The organism is Thalassospira xianhensis MCCC 1A02616 (assembly GCF_003326475.1).
GTDB classification, from domain to species: Bacteria; Pseudomonadota; Alphaproteobacteria; order Rhodospirillales; family Thalassospiraceae; genus Thalassospira; species Thalassospira xianhensis.
The window spans coordinates 125,920-141,042 of sequence record NZ_JPWA01000006.1 but is presented as its reverse complement, the minus strand read 5'-3'; the positions used below and the strand labels follow the sequence as shown (position 1 = coordinate 141,042).

Here is a 15,123-nt window from a genome sequence, read left to right as displayed (position 1 = left end):
CATGTGGCTTTGAGGTGATCAGGGATTGGTATGATCAACAATTTCGCCGCGTGCCGGATAGTTTTTGGCAATTACGAAATCAAGCGCGCCAAGGATTTCGGCAAAGGATGGGCGGGCGAACGGCATGGTCTGCACCGTGCCAAAATAAAGCGTGCCATCGGGCCGGACAAGGAACAGACCCGGCTCGGAAAACAGGGCCGGTTCTTCGAACCCGGACGAGGTCACACCGTTACTTGACGAAATATACAGGCCCCATTCGCGCGCTTTCTCAAGACTAAGCCCATAACCGAGATCGATATTTTCAAGCGCCCATTTCTGCTTGGCCTCGGTCGCACGGTCTTCGGCGTCCGAGGACAGAACAATCACATTGACACCGCGCTTGGCGAAATCGGCCAGCTTGTTATCAAGGTCCTTAAGGTATTTACCGCAGATCGGGCAATGCAAACCGCGATAGAATACAACCATGGTGAAGTTTTCCGGCGTCTGATCGGCAAGCGACCATGTGCCGCCGCCAACAATTGGGACCGATAGGGACGGGACTTTCTGGCGGGGCATCAGGGGTGTAATCGCGGACATTTCGTTCCTCGTGACTGTTATCTGGCTGAATGAGGATAAATATGGAATGATCATTCTGGAATAACAATCAACAAATCGTCCTATCACCGAACTGTGATGAAGGCTGGTCTGCGATCAAAGTTTGCGGGCAACCACAAACCGGGCATGGTCAGACGCTGGATAAAGGCCGGTTTCGATGATTTCGAAACCCTCGCAGGCAATCATGGCGTCAAGCTCGCCATAGCGTAGGGAATTGACAAATGGCGCAAAGCCAAGCTTGCGCATGACGGCAATCAGAATGGCAAGAAAACGACCCGCTTCGCCAATACAGCCGGTTTTTGAAATGAAGAACCCGCTGGGTTTAAGCAAGCGATGAATGGCGCGGATTTCAGCGGGAATATCCCGGACAAGATGCAGGACATTAAACGCCAGAACCGCATCAAATACCTGGCCGGCAAGATTGCCATCGGACAGGCGGGTGGCCTGAAAGCGGACATTCGAATGGTTTCCATCGGCGAGCTTGTCCTGGGCAATGGTGATCATGGCGGGGGACAGGTCGGTTGCTGTGATATGTCCGACCGAGGGGGCAAGCAACAGGGCCGTTGAACCGGTACCGCACCCGATTTCAAGAACATCTTGATCCGGTGTCAGGTACTGACGGGTACGGTCCAGCGTTTCGGCATAAGCCGTCTGGTTCCTGACGGGCTTTCGGGCATATTTCGCAGCGGCCTTGTCCCAGAATTTTGTATCTTGGTCCATGCCATTTCCCGTACATGGTTGCGTGACCTGCGATGGATATACACGCAAAACGGGTGAATGTGAATTCACCCGTTGGAAGCTGGCCGACATTGTTCCGAGATCGGGGCGATCAATCGAGGGTGGACAGGATGGTATCGACGTAATCGGCCAGAGTATCCTCGTCCGCCCCGCGGCGCGCCATAAGATGTACCCCCTGAATGGAGCCCGCCAGAAACCGGGATAACGAACGGATGTTTTTGTCCCGGGCAATTGTGTCATGTTCCATGCCGCGACGAAGCGCACGGGCAAACATATCTTCGACCCGGCTGAATGCTGCCTGTGCAATCGCGGCAGTTTCGGGATCATGCGGGGCCAGTTCCATGCCGGAATTGACCATCAGGCATCCCTTGTGGCGGCCTTCGCCGCATCCGACGCGACTGGCATCGCGAAACGTCGCGATGATCGCTTCGCGGCCATCGGCCATTTCGCGCAGTTTGGCAAACCGGTTCGTGCTGATCTTCTGGCTGTAATGATCAAGAACGCGCAGGAACAGGGCCTTTTTGTCGCCAAAGCTTGAATACATGGAAGCACGGTTAAGCCCGGTTTCCTCGACAAGGTCCTGTACGGAGGTTGCCTCGAAGCCCTTGCTCCAGAAGATATTCATGGCGTTATCAAGAACGCTTTCTTCGTCAAATGCGCGGGGGCGGGCCATCAATGATCCTTTCTTGTTCCAGGAACTGGAATGAATGTTCTGAAACTTAAACAAAAATAGGCGTGAGAGCGCGCAATATCAACCGACAAAGTCAGAAACAACCGGTATTGCGCGCATCCCTGATGTCCGAGTCCGCAAATGGCGATTACGATTCCTTGCGCGTTGCGAGCAGGTCACGGATTTCGCGCAGGAGGGCGACATCCTCGGGCGTTGCGGGCGGTGGCGTTTCACCGGCCTTTTCGTCTTCTTTTTTCTTGGCCTTGTTGATCGCCTTGACGACGAGGAACAACACCCAGGCAATGATCGCGAAGTTAAGCGCAATCGTGATAAAGGCACCATAGCCTATCACTGCACCCTGTGCCTTGGCGTCGGCATAATTGGTTGCGGTTACCGCATCCGACAGGGCGATGAAATAGTTCGAAAAATCAAGGCCGCCAAAAACATAACCGATCACCGGCATGATGACATCCCCAACAAGGGATGTGACAATCCGCCCGAATGCCGCCCCGATGATCACACCGATCGCCAGATCGACAACATTGCCGCGCAGGGCAAACTTCTTGAATTCTTCAAACATGTTTACCTGTCCTCTTTCATTCTTGGTTTTATCGGACAGGTGGTTTGACGCCCTGCCGACAAAAAATTTTAGAATTGAAATGCGAAAACAGGAATTGTTTTGTTTGGTTGGAGAAAGTTACCCGGTCAACCTGTCACCCGGATGCGGTTCAACGTGACAAAGCTGTAATCCGGCCCATCGGGATTGTTGACGGTGGCACGCGCGGTTTCCTGCCATTTCTCCGCAGGTAGGGGATCAAGAAACGCATCGCCATCAATGTCGGCGTGGACTTCGGTCAGCTCGTATCGCGTGGTGTAGGGCATGGCGAGTTTGTAGATCTGTGCACCGCCCGCAATGATGACCTCGTTAACATTGTCCATGGCCGCAATCTGATCGGCAAGTGCAATGGCGCTTTCGATATCATGACAGACCCGGACATTTTCATGATCAAACGTCCATTCGCTATCGCGTGTCACGACGATGGTCGTGCGTTTGGGAAGCGGTTTGCCAATCGCTTCGAACGTCACACGCCCCATGATCATCGGCTTGCCAAGGGTAAGCGCCTTGAACCGTTTAAGGTCTTCAGGCAGGTGCCAGGGCATCCAGCCATCCTTGCCAATCGCACCGTTTTGGGCGGCGGCAACCACGGCAACCCGTTCGATCCGGTCGTTATTGTTCGCTGGCATCAGACGGCTACCTTGCCCGCGATATGCGGATGCGGGTCATAGCCGGTCAGTTCGAAATCGTCATATTTGAAATCAAAGATCGATTTGACCGCCGGATTGATTTTCATGGTCGGCAATGGGCGCGGTTCACGCGACAGCTGCAATTCGACCTGTTCAAGATGGTTGGTGTAAAGATGGGCATCGCCCAGCGTGTGGACGAAATCACCAACGCCAAGATCGCAGACCTGTGCGATCATCATGGTCAGCAGGGCATAAGACGCGATATTGAACGGCACACCCAAAAAGATATCGGCACTGCGCTGATAAAGCTGGCAGGACAGTTTGCCATCCGCGACATAGAACTGGAAAAGGCAGTGGCAGGGCGGCAGCGCCATGTTCGGCACATCGGCCACATTCCATGCCGAAACGATCAGGCGACGGCTGTCGGGATTGTTTTTGATCTGGTCGATCAGTTGGGTGATCTGGTCGATTGTTTCGCCGTTTGCCCCGCGCCATGACCGCCACTGACCACCGTAAACCGGGCCAAGTTCGCCGTTTTCATCGGCCCATTCGTTCCAGATGCGCACACCATTGTCCTGAAGATATTTGACATTGGTATCGCCCGCCAGAAACCACAGCAATTCATGGATGATCGATTTCAGATGCAGCTTTTTGGTGGTGACCATCGGAAAGCCCTTTGACAGGTCAAACCGCATCTGGTGACCAAAGACCGAGACCGTGCCGGTGCCGGTGCGATCTTCCTTATGGGCGCCGGTATCGCGCACCAAACGCATCAGATCGAGATATTGCTGCATGCCGCATCCTGTTGTTCGGAATCGTGTTTGGGGCAGCATAGTTGGCAATGGATGGGGCGGCAAGTCACCCGGTGACGGTATCAGGGCTTGGGGGCTGTATGGCAGGGCGTCGCTCGTTCGCTTTGTCGGCTTAAAGCTCGACCCGGTGAAAGTTTTTGCCAATTCCCTTGCGAAAGCAGGCCCATTTGACCTATATAGGGGCTGTCGGGGCAACCCGACTATGGCGTTACACGACTTGGCAGAATAGACATTACGGACCCGGGGGCGGTACCCGGCGGCTCCACCAACTTTCATCTATCTGACTTCGTCCGACTCAGGCGAAGATGTTGGGGCCGAAATAGGATCGACGTGTGTAGTAAAAGCCTCTGTTGGCGCTCGGCATGGTACCACCGTTATCGGGCTAATGTTTGTAAACGCAAACGACAACAATGCTCCGGTTGCTGTTGCCGCCTAAGCGGTACTAGCACCAAAGCGAAATTCCGATTGCCGGGAGCGGTAGTCTGGTGGGGGGATGGGGCACCTAGCAACAGAACGCCCCGCTCTTGTATTTCTCCCCGTCTCCGTTATGAATAGAAGCAATTCAATTGCGTCATCTGCAAATGACGCGATCAGGTGCCATATATAAATGACGGGTGCATCCTGAAATCGTCAGGAAACCCGCCAGACACAGGATTATCGATGCAGGAACCGGAAGAATTCCGTTACGACCTTATGGTCGATCAGGCGCTGCGCGGCGTGGTAAAGCAGATTCTTTCGCGCGTGGCCGAAGAAGGCCTTTTCGGCGAGCATCACTATTACATCACGTTCCAGACCAATCATCCCGGCGTTGCTTTGCCTGAAGGACAGCGCAAGGCGCATCCGGACAATATCACCGTTGTATTGCAGCATCGGTTCTGGGACCTGAAAGCGGAAGACGATCATTTCTCGGTCGGCATGAGCTTTGATGGCATGCCAACCACGGTGGTTGTTCCGTTTGATGCCATGCTGGCCTTTGTCGATCCGTCTGCCAATTTCATGCTGACCTTCAGTGTCGAAGAAGAAATGGGCGACGATGATTTCGATTACGACGAAGATGACGATCTTGACGCCGATCTGGTTGACGGCGATGAAGATGCAACCCCGCAGCTGGTGACCGAACCGGCCAAGCGTGGCAAAAAAAAGCCCGCCGAACAGGGTGAAAGCGGTGAAGTCATCGCCCTTGATGCGTTTCGTAAAAAATGAGTTTTAAAGGGGCGGGCATTTGGCTCGCCCTTTTTTCTTTCCCGCATGTCCGGTCCGGATTCCCGCCGATTGCCGGAAGTCTGTTCATCTAATGTATCGTGGAAATTTGCCGCGTTTGGCGTTATGAACGGCACAAATTAAAACAAACCCACCTTGTTTTTGAGAGAGACGAGAACTTATCCCATGAGTGATTTTGTCTATAAACCCATGTTCGAGCAGGGTAAGGACACCACCCCTTACCGCAAAATCGGTGACGAAGGCGTTTCAACCGTTGAGGTCAATGGCGAGACGTTTTTGAAAGTCGAACCCGAAGCGATTGAAAAACTGACCCTTCAGGCGTTTTTTGATTGCTCGCATTTGCTGCGCCCGGGCCATCTCGAACAGTTGCGCAAAATCCTTGATGATCCGGAAGCAACGCCGAACGACAAATTCGTTGCGATGGATCTTTTGAAGAACGCCAATATCGCGTCGGGCGGCGTGTTGCCAATGTGCCAGGATACCGGTACGGCGATTGTCATGGGCAAGCGCGGTGGCAAGGTCATCACCAACGGTGCGGACGAAGAAGCGCTGTCAAAGGGAATCTGGCGTGCCTATCAGGAACATAACCTGCGTTATTCGCAGGTGTCGCCGGTTAATATGTTCGAAGAAAAGAACACCGGTTCGAACCTTCCGGCCCAGATCGATCTGTATGCGACGCCGGGCAATGAATACAAATTCATGTTCATGGCAAAGGGCGGCGGTTCGGCCAACAAGACCTTCCTGTATCAGCAGACCAAGGCGCTTCTGAACCCCGAAAGCCTGCGCAAGTTTCTGGACGAGAAAATCAGAACGCTGGGTACCTCTGCCTGCCCGCCCTATCACCTTGCCATCGTGATTGGTGGAACATCGGCCGAGGCGGCCCTTAAGACCGTTAAAATGGCATCGGCACGTTATTACGATAACCTGCCGACCGAAGGCGGTGTGCATGGTCAGGCCTATCGTGATCTTGAATGGGAACAGAAGGTCCTTGAGATGACGCGCGAAATGGGCATTGGCGCACAGTTCGGCGGCAAGTATTTCTGCCATGATGTGCGTGTGGTCCGCCTGCCGCGCCACGGGGCAAGCTGCCCGGTGGCTATCGGCGTTTCTTGCTCAGCCGACCGTCAGGTTCTGGGCAAGATCACCAAGGACGGCATTTTCATCGAGGACCTTGAACACAACCCGGCAAAATATCTTCCGGAAGTGTCGGACGAACATCTTGATGACAATGTGGTCAAGGTTGACCTGAACCGTCCGATGGACGAAATCCGCAAACAGCTTTCGGGGTATTCGGTCAAGACGCGTCTGGCACTGACCGGCACCGTGATTGTCGCGCGCGATATTGCGCATGCCAAAATCAAGGAACGCCTTGATGCTGGTGAAGGCATGCCCGATTACATGAAAAACCATCCGGTCTATTATGCGGGCCCGGCCAAAACGCCCGAAGGCATGCCGTCCGGTTCGTTCGGTCCGACCACGGCGGGACGTATGGATGCCTATGTCGAACAGTTCCAGGCTGCCGGCGGTTCGTTTGTCATGCTGGCAAAGGGCAACCGTTCGAAACAGGTGAAAGACGCCTGCAAAAACCACGGCGGGTTCTATCTTGGTTCCATCGGTGGTCCGGCAGCGCGCCTTGCGCAGGATTGCATCAAGAAAGTCGAAGTCCTTGAATACCCGGAACTGGGCATGGAAGCCGTCTGGAAGATCGAGGTCGAAGATTTCCCGGCCTTCATCGTGATCGATGACAAGGGCAATGACTTCTTTGCCGAATTTGGCATCTGATTTCGGTATTACTGATTTGAAACAGGGCAGTGCGGGTAATCCGTGCTGCCCTGTTTTTGTTTGCGGCGGGTTATGCATAGCTGACCCACGGTCAAAATTCTTGCCTTGATTGGGGCTGCGTGGTCTGATTTTCGCAAAATCAACCCTTTAGCGGGAATGCTGATATGTCTCGAACTTCTGCTGTTGCAATGAACAGTGCAACAGAAAGCCGTCTGGTCGGTGTGACATCGGCCCTGGCGACGGTGACGATCTGGGCGGCGTGGCTTATTGTCACGCGCTATGCCATGACATCCGATTTTACCGCGGTCGATATCGGGCTTTTGCGCTTTGTCGTGCCGTTTGTGCTGCTGGCTCCGATCTGGCTTAAACGCGGGATCTGGCCCAAGGGGCTCTCGATTGCCAATGGCCTGATCATGCTGGTGGGATCAGGCGCGTTTTATACGCTTCTGGTGGCCAGTGCCCTGCAATATGTTCCGGCTAGCCATGTGGGCATTTTGCTGCCCGGTGTGATGGCGGTCTGGGCGGTTTTGATCGCGGTTGTAATGTTTGGCGAACGGCCGGGCTGGGTCAGGTTAACGGGTTATGCCACGGTAATTACCGGTATCGTCCTGTTGGCGGTGCTTAAACCCGGCCATTCGGCGGGCAGTACGATCCTTTACGGGTATGGACTTGTGTCGGCCGGGGCATTTATGTGGGCGTGCTATACCCATGCCATGCGCCAAAGCGGCCTTGGCGCGCTGGAAGCGGCGGCATTTGTCGGGTTTTGGTCGTTTGTGATCATGGCGGTGGTGGCCCTGTTTACTGGCACACACATCCTCGATGCGCCGATGGATGACGTGCTGTTGCTGCTGGTCACACAGGGCCTGCTGGCGGGATGCGTTGCGGTGGTGACCTATGGGCTTGCGGTGCGTCATATCGGATCGACGGGGGCATCGGCCTTTGGCGCGATGACCCCGGCATTGACCGCATTGGGTGGTGTGTTCCTGCTTGGCGAGGAAGGCAATCTTGCGCTGGCGATTGCGGTTGCACTGGTGATTTTCGGCGTGATGGTCGCATCGGGTGTTTTCCGCAAGGTCTGGCGTTAGTCACCTGCTACCAAACACATGTTTTAAGGCACCGGTGGCGGGATCATTCAGCCCGCTGCCGGTGCTTTTTTCTTTGGGATGCGCAGTTCTGCCTATGCATACAGAAAATTCTTTTCGCAGGTGCAAAATGACGTTAGCATCATATCCGTGATTGCAAAGGCGCAGTCACGAACAATCGGCAGGCAACGAGGCTTGCAAGACAATCGCGCGACCAGATGGCGTTATGCCGGGTCGATTTCAGATGTCCCATGCCTCGGAGAAGTTCAATGTTTGCCGGTTTTATGCGTTCCGTTTCCCCCGATGAAGACAGCCGTTCAAAACAGGGCTGCGAGGCCGGGCTTGGCGATATTTTACGCCTGTTGCGCACGGTTGGCACTATTGCTGATGAAGCACGGCAAAGGGAGGCGGCGATTGCTGGTATCCTTGACGCGGTTTGCGATTATTGCCGCTGGCCAGTCGGGCATGCCTATCTGCTTCGCGAAGACGATACATTGTCCTCGGCCAAAATCTGGTCGATCGGGCGGGGTGTTTCGCCAACTGATCTGACTGATTTTCGTGCGCAGTCAGAGGCCACGGTTTTCACCATCGGGCAGGGCCTGATCGGGTCGGTTGCAAAGACGGGGGAACCTGTCTGCATCGAAAACGTTGTGACTAAGGACGGCTTCCTGCGCGTCAGCGGGGCTGCCCGGAACGGGTTGCAGGGCTGTTTCGCGCTGCCGGTCAAAATGGCCGGTAAAGTGGTGGCCGTCATCGAATTTTTCAGTCGTGATATCGCCCGTCTTGATGACGAGATGCTTGAACTGCTTGGCTTTGTTGGCGGGCAGGTCGCACGCGTGCTCGAACGTGATGCGGTACTGGCCGTGCGCGAAAAACTGGCATCGGATTTTGAAAGTCAGGTGCAGGGTACGGTCGGGATGCTGGGTGCCGCGGTCAGCCAGATGCGCAGTGCGCTTGATGTGCTGGGCGAAAGCAACCGTCGGACGGATGCATGTGGCAAGGGGATTGATCAGGCGGCCCATACCGCCCTTTCCCGGATTGAAAATGTCGCCGGGCAGATGGATGCGCTTCAGGCGGCGTTGACCACGATTGGCGATGATGCGGGGACGAATGTGGAAACCACCCGTGCATTGGGGGCGCAGGCACGTGACATGCGCGATGAATTTGCCAAATTGCAGGTGCGTGCAGACGATGCGGGCAAGATGCTGGCGACGATTTCGGCCATCGCCAGCCAGATCAAATTGCTGGGGCTGAATGCTTCGATCGAGGCGGCACGTGTTGGCGAAGCCGGGAAGGGCTTTGCCATCGTTGCCAAGGAGGTCAAGGCGCTGGCGGGGCAATCCGAAGCGGCAACCGCCGAAATCGCCCAATGGATGGATGGTGTCACCGGGGCGATTTCTAAGGCCGGTGGGGATATCGACCGGATTTCCGATGCGATGGGCGACTTGCAGGCGCGTGCCGAAATCACCGCGGATCAAACCAGTGGGCAGGTTGAAATTTGCCGCACCGTTGCAGGGGATGCGCTTGATGCGTTGAAACAGGCGCGTGTGGTTGGTGCCAGTGTCTCCGATATTGCAGAGGCAATTTCCCATAACGGGCAGGTCGCAGGCGAACTCTCCGATGCGGCGCGGAACCTTGAAACGCAAGGATCGGAACTCAGCCACCGGGTGGAGGGCTTTGTCGGTCAGATCCTTGCGATGTGAGGGTTAGACTATCCTGTCGGGGAATTTCGATGTGCGCTTTGCCACCATGCGTGCCAATGGCGGACCAAACAGCAGCACCATGAAAAAGCGCGTTGCCTGTAGCACCAGAATGAAGGACAGGTCGACATTGGTGCTGGCCGCGATGATGGCGACCGAGTCAAGCCCGCCGGGGCTGGTGGCGAGATAAGCGGTCAGTGGATCAACATCCATGAAAATCACCAGCAAAACCGATATCCCGGCACAAAAACCGATCAGAACGAAAATCGAAATCAGGATTTTCGGCAGAGCGTACGCCGCGTGGCGTAAAACCGCAGGCGTGAACTTCAACCCGATCATCCAGCCGATCACGGCATAGGTCAGACCAAGAAACCATTCTGGCAGGACGATATCGACCATACCGGTGATGCTTAACACCATGACGACGATCATCGGCACCAGAAGCGGCCCCGATGGCAAACGTGACTTTGCCCCGACAATGCACAGGATGACGGCGATTGCCACTGTGATACCAAAATCGCCAATATCAAACGGGCTAAACCATTGATGCGGATGGGCCGCCGCCAATGCCGGATCGACCCAGAAATTGGCAACACTTGATGCCACGGCAACCACAATCACCACCCGGACATATTGCATGAAGGCCACAAGCCTGGCGTCGGCGCCAAAGGCCTCGGCCATGATGACCATGGCGGATGCGGCACCCGGTGATGATCCCCAGATGCCTGCCGTCCCCGGCAGGACCTGTTTGATGCAAAGAACCCAGCCCAGAAAGCTGCTGGCGATCAGGGTCAGTGCGGTAACACCCAGAACCAGCGGCCAGTCATGCATGAAAGATGTGATGATCCCGGCGGTCATCGATCCGCCGACCATGCAGCCAAGTACCGATTGTGCGCCAAGATAGATCGGTTTTGGCATGGCGATGGTGGCACCATTTGTACCCATGACAATACCGATAATCATCGGGCCGAGCAAAAGGGCCGCCGGGATATCCGCGTCATGCAGGATCACGGACAGCACAAGCGAAACACCAATCAGCAATCCCCATTGCAGAAGATATGGCATTTTGCCGAGCTTTTCCCGATCAGGGGGCGAGTTGGGTTTGGGGGGCTTGGGTGCGTGGGGCGCATGGGGCGAGGTATCTGGCACGGGAAAGCCTTTGTTTGGGGCGACAAGGTTATTGGGTGCTAAAGGTCAGTTCGGTTGATTGGCGGATGCGAGCGATGCGCGGCAGGATTTCGGTGATTGAAAACTGGTGCATTTCAACCGATTTGGTGGCGGTGGTATCCTCGGCAATCAAGATGTTATAGCCATGTTCCCACGCCGACCGGGCGGTGGATTCCACGCCGAAATTGGTGACAACACCGCCAAGGGCGATGGTGTCAATCCCGCGACGGCGAAGCTGCAGATCAAGATCGGTGCCGTAAAACGCGCCCCATTGATGTTTGGTAATGACAATATCGCCGGGTTGTATCAAGTCATCCACAAGGGTGCCCCAATCTTCGGGCGGGCATTTCGCCGGGACGGATGGCAGATCGACCATCTGGTGCGGGGCATCGGCCATGTCAGAAGACCAGTAAACGCGGACCAGAACGATGGGGGCGTTGGCCGAACGGAATTTGGCGATCAGATTGCGGGCATTTTCAAGCACCACATCACCGCTTCGCGGATGCAGGGGCTGGGCCAGAATGCCATTCTGCAGGTCGATCATGACAAGGGCGGTACGCGCCGGATCCAGCAGGATTTGGTCTTTGGGCATGGGGCACCTGATTGGGGCAAGGTATAGGATCGGGGCGGATGGCGACGCCGTTTGAGCCTGGCGCACTGCTTTGGGGAAGGATCATGATAAACCGAAACATCCTGATATGGCGAGTTTTTCGGATGAATAGCGGGGAAACAGCGGGCAGGCAGGGGATTGGGACTTGGCCCGATCAATCGCGATGGCTTATGTTTTTGATCGCCACAGGAACAGGGAAACCCGATTGTCATGACCATCGATTTTATCTTTGACGGGCCTGATGATGCCAAGCAGACCATTTTGCTGGCGCATGGGGCGGGAGCCGCAATGGATAGCCCGTTCATGAATGAAATGGCGGCCGGTCTGGCGGCATGTGGTTATCGCGTTGCGCGGTTTGAATTCCCCTATATGGCGAAACGCCGGGTGGACGGGCGAGAGCGCGGACCGGATCGGGCCCCGGTTCTGATCGAAACTTATCAGCAGGTTGTGGCACAGCTTGGTACGCCCGAAAAACTTGTGATTGGTGGCAAATCAATGGGCAGGCGGATCGCCAGTATGGTCGCAGATGACCTTGGTGTGCGTGGTGTCGTCTGCCTTGGTTATCCGTTTCATCCACCGGGGAAGCCTGAAAACCTGCGGACTGCGCATTTACAGAAAATGAAAACACCTACCCTGATCTGTCACGGAACGCGTGACCCGTTTGGCAGCCCGGACGAGGTGGCGGGTTATGGTCTTTCGGATGCGGTATCCCTGCACTGGGTTCCCGACGGTGATCATGATTTTGATGCGCGCAAGAAATCCGGCCACACACAGGCAGCCAATATTGCCGCAGCGGCAAGCGCGATGGATGACTTTGTCAAAGGAACAGGATGACGTGGTTTATGACGTCATCCCTTAAAAATCTGGGGTTATTGTGCCAGTAACCCCCCATAGGGATCATCGACAATAATCCGCCATACATTGCCGTTCATTCGTTTCAGGACAGAAACCGAAAGGCCCTTCTCATTGATTTGAATTCCATCCGGTGCCGTTCCCTGCATCGTCCATGGTGCTATGTGAAGGGCGGTATCATCGGTGACGAACACCTTGTGCCCGCCGTAATCAAAGGCCGGATTGATAGCAAAAAACTGAAGGAACTGTTCGCGGATTTCCCCGGCTCCGCTTGTGGCGGTACCGGGGGTAAAGGCAATAACCGCATCATGGTCGTAATGCGACAGAACGCCTTCGATATCGCGGTTCTCGAATGCCCGTGTCATTGACAGAACGGTATCAAGAACCTGCTTTTCGTCCGTGTTGATGACATGCTCGGGGTCGGCGGATTGCGCCGGGCTATTGAAACCCGGCAGCAAAAAGAACATCAGGGTTGGCAGGAATACCTTTTTCTTCATGACGCGCCTGCATCGGGTGGAAGGTGGCAAACGGCCTCGATATTGATGCCATCCGGATCAAGGATGAAAGCAGCATAGTAATGTTCACCGTAATGCCCCCGGATGCCGGGTGCTCCGTTATCGATTCCGCCTGCGGCCAATGCAGCAGCATAAAAGGCATCGACCGTGGGGCGGTCTTTTGCCTTGAAGGCGACATGGGACATATGCTGGTCGGCTTTCATATGACCGCCGAGCCAGAATGCCGGTCCGGCTTCATTGCCAAATCCGACAAAGGGCGTTGTGCCGGTGGCATCTACACCTTCTTCGTATTGGATCGATACACCTAGAGGGGCAAGGGCAGCGACATAGAAGGCCTTTGATTTTTCAAAATCCGACACGGGGAGCGAAACGTGATCAAGGATCATGTGTTTGGTTCCAGAATTTGGTTATGGTGAGCACGAATACTGGTGACGCGAAGGGGATCAGGCCGGGATGTTTTCGACCGGCATCAGGAAATCCTTGGCATATTCATCACTCATTTCGGCGTCCTGACTGGCGATATCGATCCTTACCCCATTGGGGTCAAGCAGGGTGAAATGACGCTGGCCCCATGGTTCGTCGCGCAGTTCGAGCGCAAATTCGAAACCCTTGGCGAGGAGTTCATCGGCGGCAGTTTTGGCGTCCTCGACGCTGATGCCAAAGATGCTGCCATCCCCCAGCGTCCTGCCATGGAACAGGGGTGGTTGTGTTGGATGGTCAGGCTTCATTAATCCAACCTGGACCTCCATGCAGTCAGGCCAGACGAGTTGGATATACCAATCCCCGGCAAAGACCGCGACGAAGCCGAGTTCTTCGTAAAAAGTCCGGCTTTCTGCCAGCTTTTCGGTGACGATAATCGGAAAGGCGCTAGTAACTCTCATTGATTTACTCCTGACGAATGTTGAAACCCTGTTCCCGATAATTGTCATGTTTGCACATGCCTCCTGACAGGAGCCTGTCAGGAGCGTTATGATAAATTCTCGGTCATGCTGAGAAAGGAGCGAACATGAGAAGGGCCGACCGACTTTTCCGTCTTGTGCAGATTTTACGCCGTCGCAAACTGTGCCGGGCGCGCGAACTTGCCGAGGAACTGGAAGTTTCCGAACGCACGATTTACCGCGATATCCGCGATCTTGCCGCGTCCGGTGTTCCGGTCGAGGGCGAGGCAGGGGTGGGGTATATCCTGCGCGATGGTTATGACCTGCCGCCACTGATGTTTGACGCTGACGAGATCGAGGCACTGGTGGTGGCCGCCCGCATGGTTCAAAGCTGGACCGATCCGCAAATGGCGCGTGCCGCGGGTGATGCACTGACAAAGATCGAGGCGGTCTTGCCGGAAAAAATGCGTGGCCTAATTGGCGGGGTGCCGATTGCGATTGCCGAAATCGCACAGGCCCCGATTGCGATTTCGATGCCTGATTTGCGGCGTGCCATCCGTGAACGGCACCTGATCAACATTGATTATACCGATGCCAAGGGGGATGACACCAACCGGCGGGTCTGGCCGTTGGGGATGCTGTTTTTTGGCACCATCTGGCTGTTGGCAAGCTGGTGCGAACTTCGCCAGGCCTTCCGCGTTTTCCGTGCAGACCGGATCAAGAACATGCAGATCACCGCAGATCATTTCCGACCAACACCGGGGCGGACATTGCGTGACTACCTGATTTCCGAAGGCGTCGAGGGGGAAATCCTCAATGGCATCGGCCGATAACGAATTTGTCCAGATGGTAAGCGAATTGTTATCCCCACAGGGAAACATCCGCCCGAACCGGATGTTTGGTGCATTCGGGCTTTATTGCGATGGGGTATTTTTTGCGATCATTGATGACGATGTGCTGTATCTGAAAGGCGATGAACAAACTGCCGGGGCCTACGATGCGCAAGGTATGGCACCCTTTTGTGTGCCATCAGGTCGCCCGATGACACTGTCTTATTTCGAGGTTCCGGGTGACTGGCTGGACGAGCCTGATCAATTGATGGAATTTGCCCATATGGCACTTGGTGCTGCGCATCGTGCGGCAGCGGAAAAGGTGGCCAAAGCCAAGCGCAAAAAATCGAAAACCGGCAGTAATGGGTAAAAGTTTTCAGGGAGATCAGGGACAAAATCATCCGATTGTTTGAGGTCGCATTGAAAG

18 protein-coding genes and 1 other RNA gene are annotated in these 15,123 nt (G+C 55.1%); 8 read left to right on the top strand and 11 right to left on the bottom strand.

What is annotated here, in order from left to right:
• Positions 1-18: 18 nt before the first annotated feature.
• The 6 genes from TH5_RS07455 to TH5_RS07430 form a co-directional block, all read right to left on the bottom strand.
• Complete coding sequence (locus tag TH5_RS07455; protein WP_114121313.1) at positions 19-576, bottom strand: peroxiredoxin-like family protein; 558 nt, start codon at positions 574-576, stop codon at positions 19-21.
• A 114-nt stretch (positions 577-690) separates the two neighbouring features.
• On the bottom strand, positions 691-1,314 hold the full coding sequence (locus TH5_RS07450) for a class I SAM-dependent methyltransferase (RefSeq protein ID WP_114121312.1): 624 nt from the start codon (positions 1,312-1,314) through the stop codon (positions 691-693).
• Between the two features lie 109 nt (positions 1,315-1,423).
• Positions 1,424-2,005, bottom strand: coding sequence for a TetR/AcrR family transcriptional regulator (locus TH5_RS07445; protein ID WP_062952647.1), 582 nt, complete (start codon positions 2,003-2,005; stop codon positions 1,424-1,426).
• 145 nt (positions 2,006-2,150) lie between these two features.
• On the bottom strand, positions 2,151-2,582 hold the full coding sequence (mscL, locus tag TH5_RS07440) for a large conductance mechanosensitive channel protein MscL (RefSeq protein WP_062952646.1): 432 nt from the start codon (positions 2,580-2,582) through the stop codon (positions 2,151-2,153).
• Positions 2,583-2,707: 125 nt separating this feature from the next.
• Complete coding sequence (locus tag TH5_RS07435) at positions 2,708-3,247, bottom strand: dihydrofolate reductase (protein WP_114121311.1); 540 nt, start codon at positions 3,245-3,247, stop codon at positions 2,708-2,710.
• A complete protein-coding gene (locus TH5_RS07430; protein WP_085641778.1) occupies positions 3,247-4,041 on the bottom strand; it encodes a thymidylate synthase in 795 nt (264 codons plus the stop codon). The genes TH5_RS07435 and TH5_RS07430 overlap by 1 nt, the downstream gene beginning before the upstream one ends.
• A 163-nt stretch (positions 4,042-4,204) precedes the next feature.
• On the opposite strand from TH5_RS07430, the gene ssrA reads away from it, so the two are divergent.
• The 5 genes from ssrA to TH5_RS07405 all read left to right on the top strand — a co-directional run bounded on the left by ssrA (position 4,205) and on the right by TH5_RS07405 (position 9,847).
• Positions 4,205-4,582, top strand: a transfer-messenger RNA (tmRNA) gene (gene ssrA, locus TH5_RS07425).
• A 137-nt stretch (positions 4,583-4,719) separates the two neighbouring features.
• Entirely contained in the window at positions 4,720-5,262 is a 543-nt protein-coding gene (locus TH5_RS07420; protein WP_114121310.1) for an SspB family protein, read from the top strand.
• Between the two features lie 183 nt (positions 5,263-5,445).
• A complete protein-coding gene (locus TH5_RS07415; RefSeq protein ID WP_007090752.1) occupies positions 5,446-7,062 on the top strand; it encodes a fumarate hydratase in 1,617 nt (538 codons plus the stop codon).
• A 164-nt stretch (positions 7,063-7,226) separates the two neighbouring features.
• Complete coding sequence (locus TH5_RS07410; protein ID WP_114121309.1) at positions 7,227-8,147, top strand: DMT family transporter; 921 nt, start codon at positions 7,227-7,229, stop codon at positions 8,145-8,147.
• 266 nt (positions 8,148-8,413) lie between these two features.
• Positions 8,414-9,847 (top strand): methyl-accepting chemotaxis protein, encoded by a 1,434-nt coding sequence (locus TH5_RS07405; RefSeq protein WP_167443483.1) that lies wholly within the window; start codon positions 8,414-8,416, stop codon positions 9,845-9,847.
• A gap of 3 nt (positions 9,848-9,850) precedes the next feature.
• Here the strand turns inward: TH5_RS07405 and TH5_RS07400 are convergent, their stop codons facing one another.
• Together TH5_RS07400 and TH5_RS07395 are read right to left on the bottom strand one after the other, a co-directional pair.
• On the bottom strand, positions 9,851-10,909 hold the full coding sequence (locus TH5_RS07400) for an AbrB family transcriptional regulator (RefSeq protein WP_114121307.1): 1,059 nt from the start codon (positions 10,907-10,909) through the stop codon (positions 9,851-9,853).
• A 112-nt stretch (positions 10,910-11,021) separates the two neighbouring features.
• Positions 11,022-11,603 (bottom strand): hydrolase, encoded by a 582-nt coding sequence (locus TH5_RS07395; RefSeq protein ID WP_114121306.1) that lies wholly within the window; start codon positions 11,601-11,603, stop codon positions 11,022-11,024.
• 228 nt (positions 11,604-11,831) lie between these two features.
• On the opposite strand from TH5_RS07395, the gene TH5_RS07390 reads away from it, so the two are divergent.
• Entirely contained in the window at positions 11,832-12,455 is a 624-nt protein-coding gene (locus tag TH5_RS07390; RefSeq protein ID WP_114121305.1) for an alpha/beta family hydrolase, read from the top strand.
• A gap of 35 nt (positions 12,456-12,490) precedes the next feature.
• Here the strand turns inward: TH5_RS07390 and TH5_RS07385 are convergent, their stop codons facing one another.
• The 3 genes from TH5_RS07385 to TH5_RS07375 are packed head-to-tail and all read right to left on the bottom strand — an operon-like array spanning position 12,491 to position 13,869.
• Entirely contained in the window at positions 12,491-12,970 is a 480-nt protein-coding gene (locus tag TH5_RS07385) for a YybH family protein (RefSeq protein WP_114121304.1), read from the bottom strand.
• Positions 12,967-13,374, bottom strand: a complete 408-nt coding sequence (locus TH5_RS07380; protein ID WP_208638414.1) for a VOC family protein — start codon at positions 13,372-13,374, stop codon at positions 12,967-12,969. Before TH5_RS07380 ends, TH5_RS07385 begins: the two co-directional genes overlap by 4 nt.
• A gap of 57 nt (positions 13,375-13,431) precedes the next feature.
• Positions 13,432-13,869: a VOC family protein gene (locus tag TH5_RS07375; protein WP_114121303.1), complete on the bottom strand. Its 438-nt coding sequence runs from the start codon at positions 13,867-13,869 to the stop codon at positions 13,432-13,434.
• 125 nt (positions 13,870-13,994) lie between these two features.
• Here TH5_RS07375 and TH5_RS07370 point away from each other — a divergent pair, with 125 nt between their 5' ends.
• Together TH5_RS07370 and TH5_RS07365 are read left to right on the top strand one after the other, a co-directional pair.
• Positions 13,995-14,699: a helix-turn-helix transcriptional regulator gene (locus TH5_RS07370; RefSeq protein WP_007090760.1), complete on the top strand. Its 705-nt coding sequence runs from the start codon at positions 13,995-13,997 to the stop codon at positions 14,697-14,699.
• On the top strand, positions 14,683-15,066 hold the full coding sequence (locus TH5_RS07365; protein WP_114121302.1) for a TfoX/Sxy family protein: 384 nt from the start codon (positions 14,683-14,685) through the stop codon (positions 15,064-15,066). The genes TH5_RS07370 and TH5_RS07365 overlap by 17 nt, the downstream gene beginning before the upstream one ends.
• Positions 15,067-15,123 lie beyond the last annotated feature (57 nt).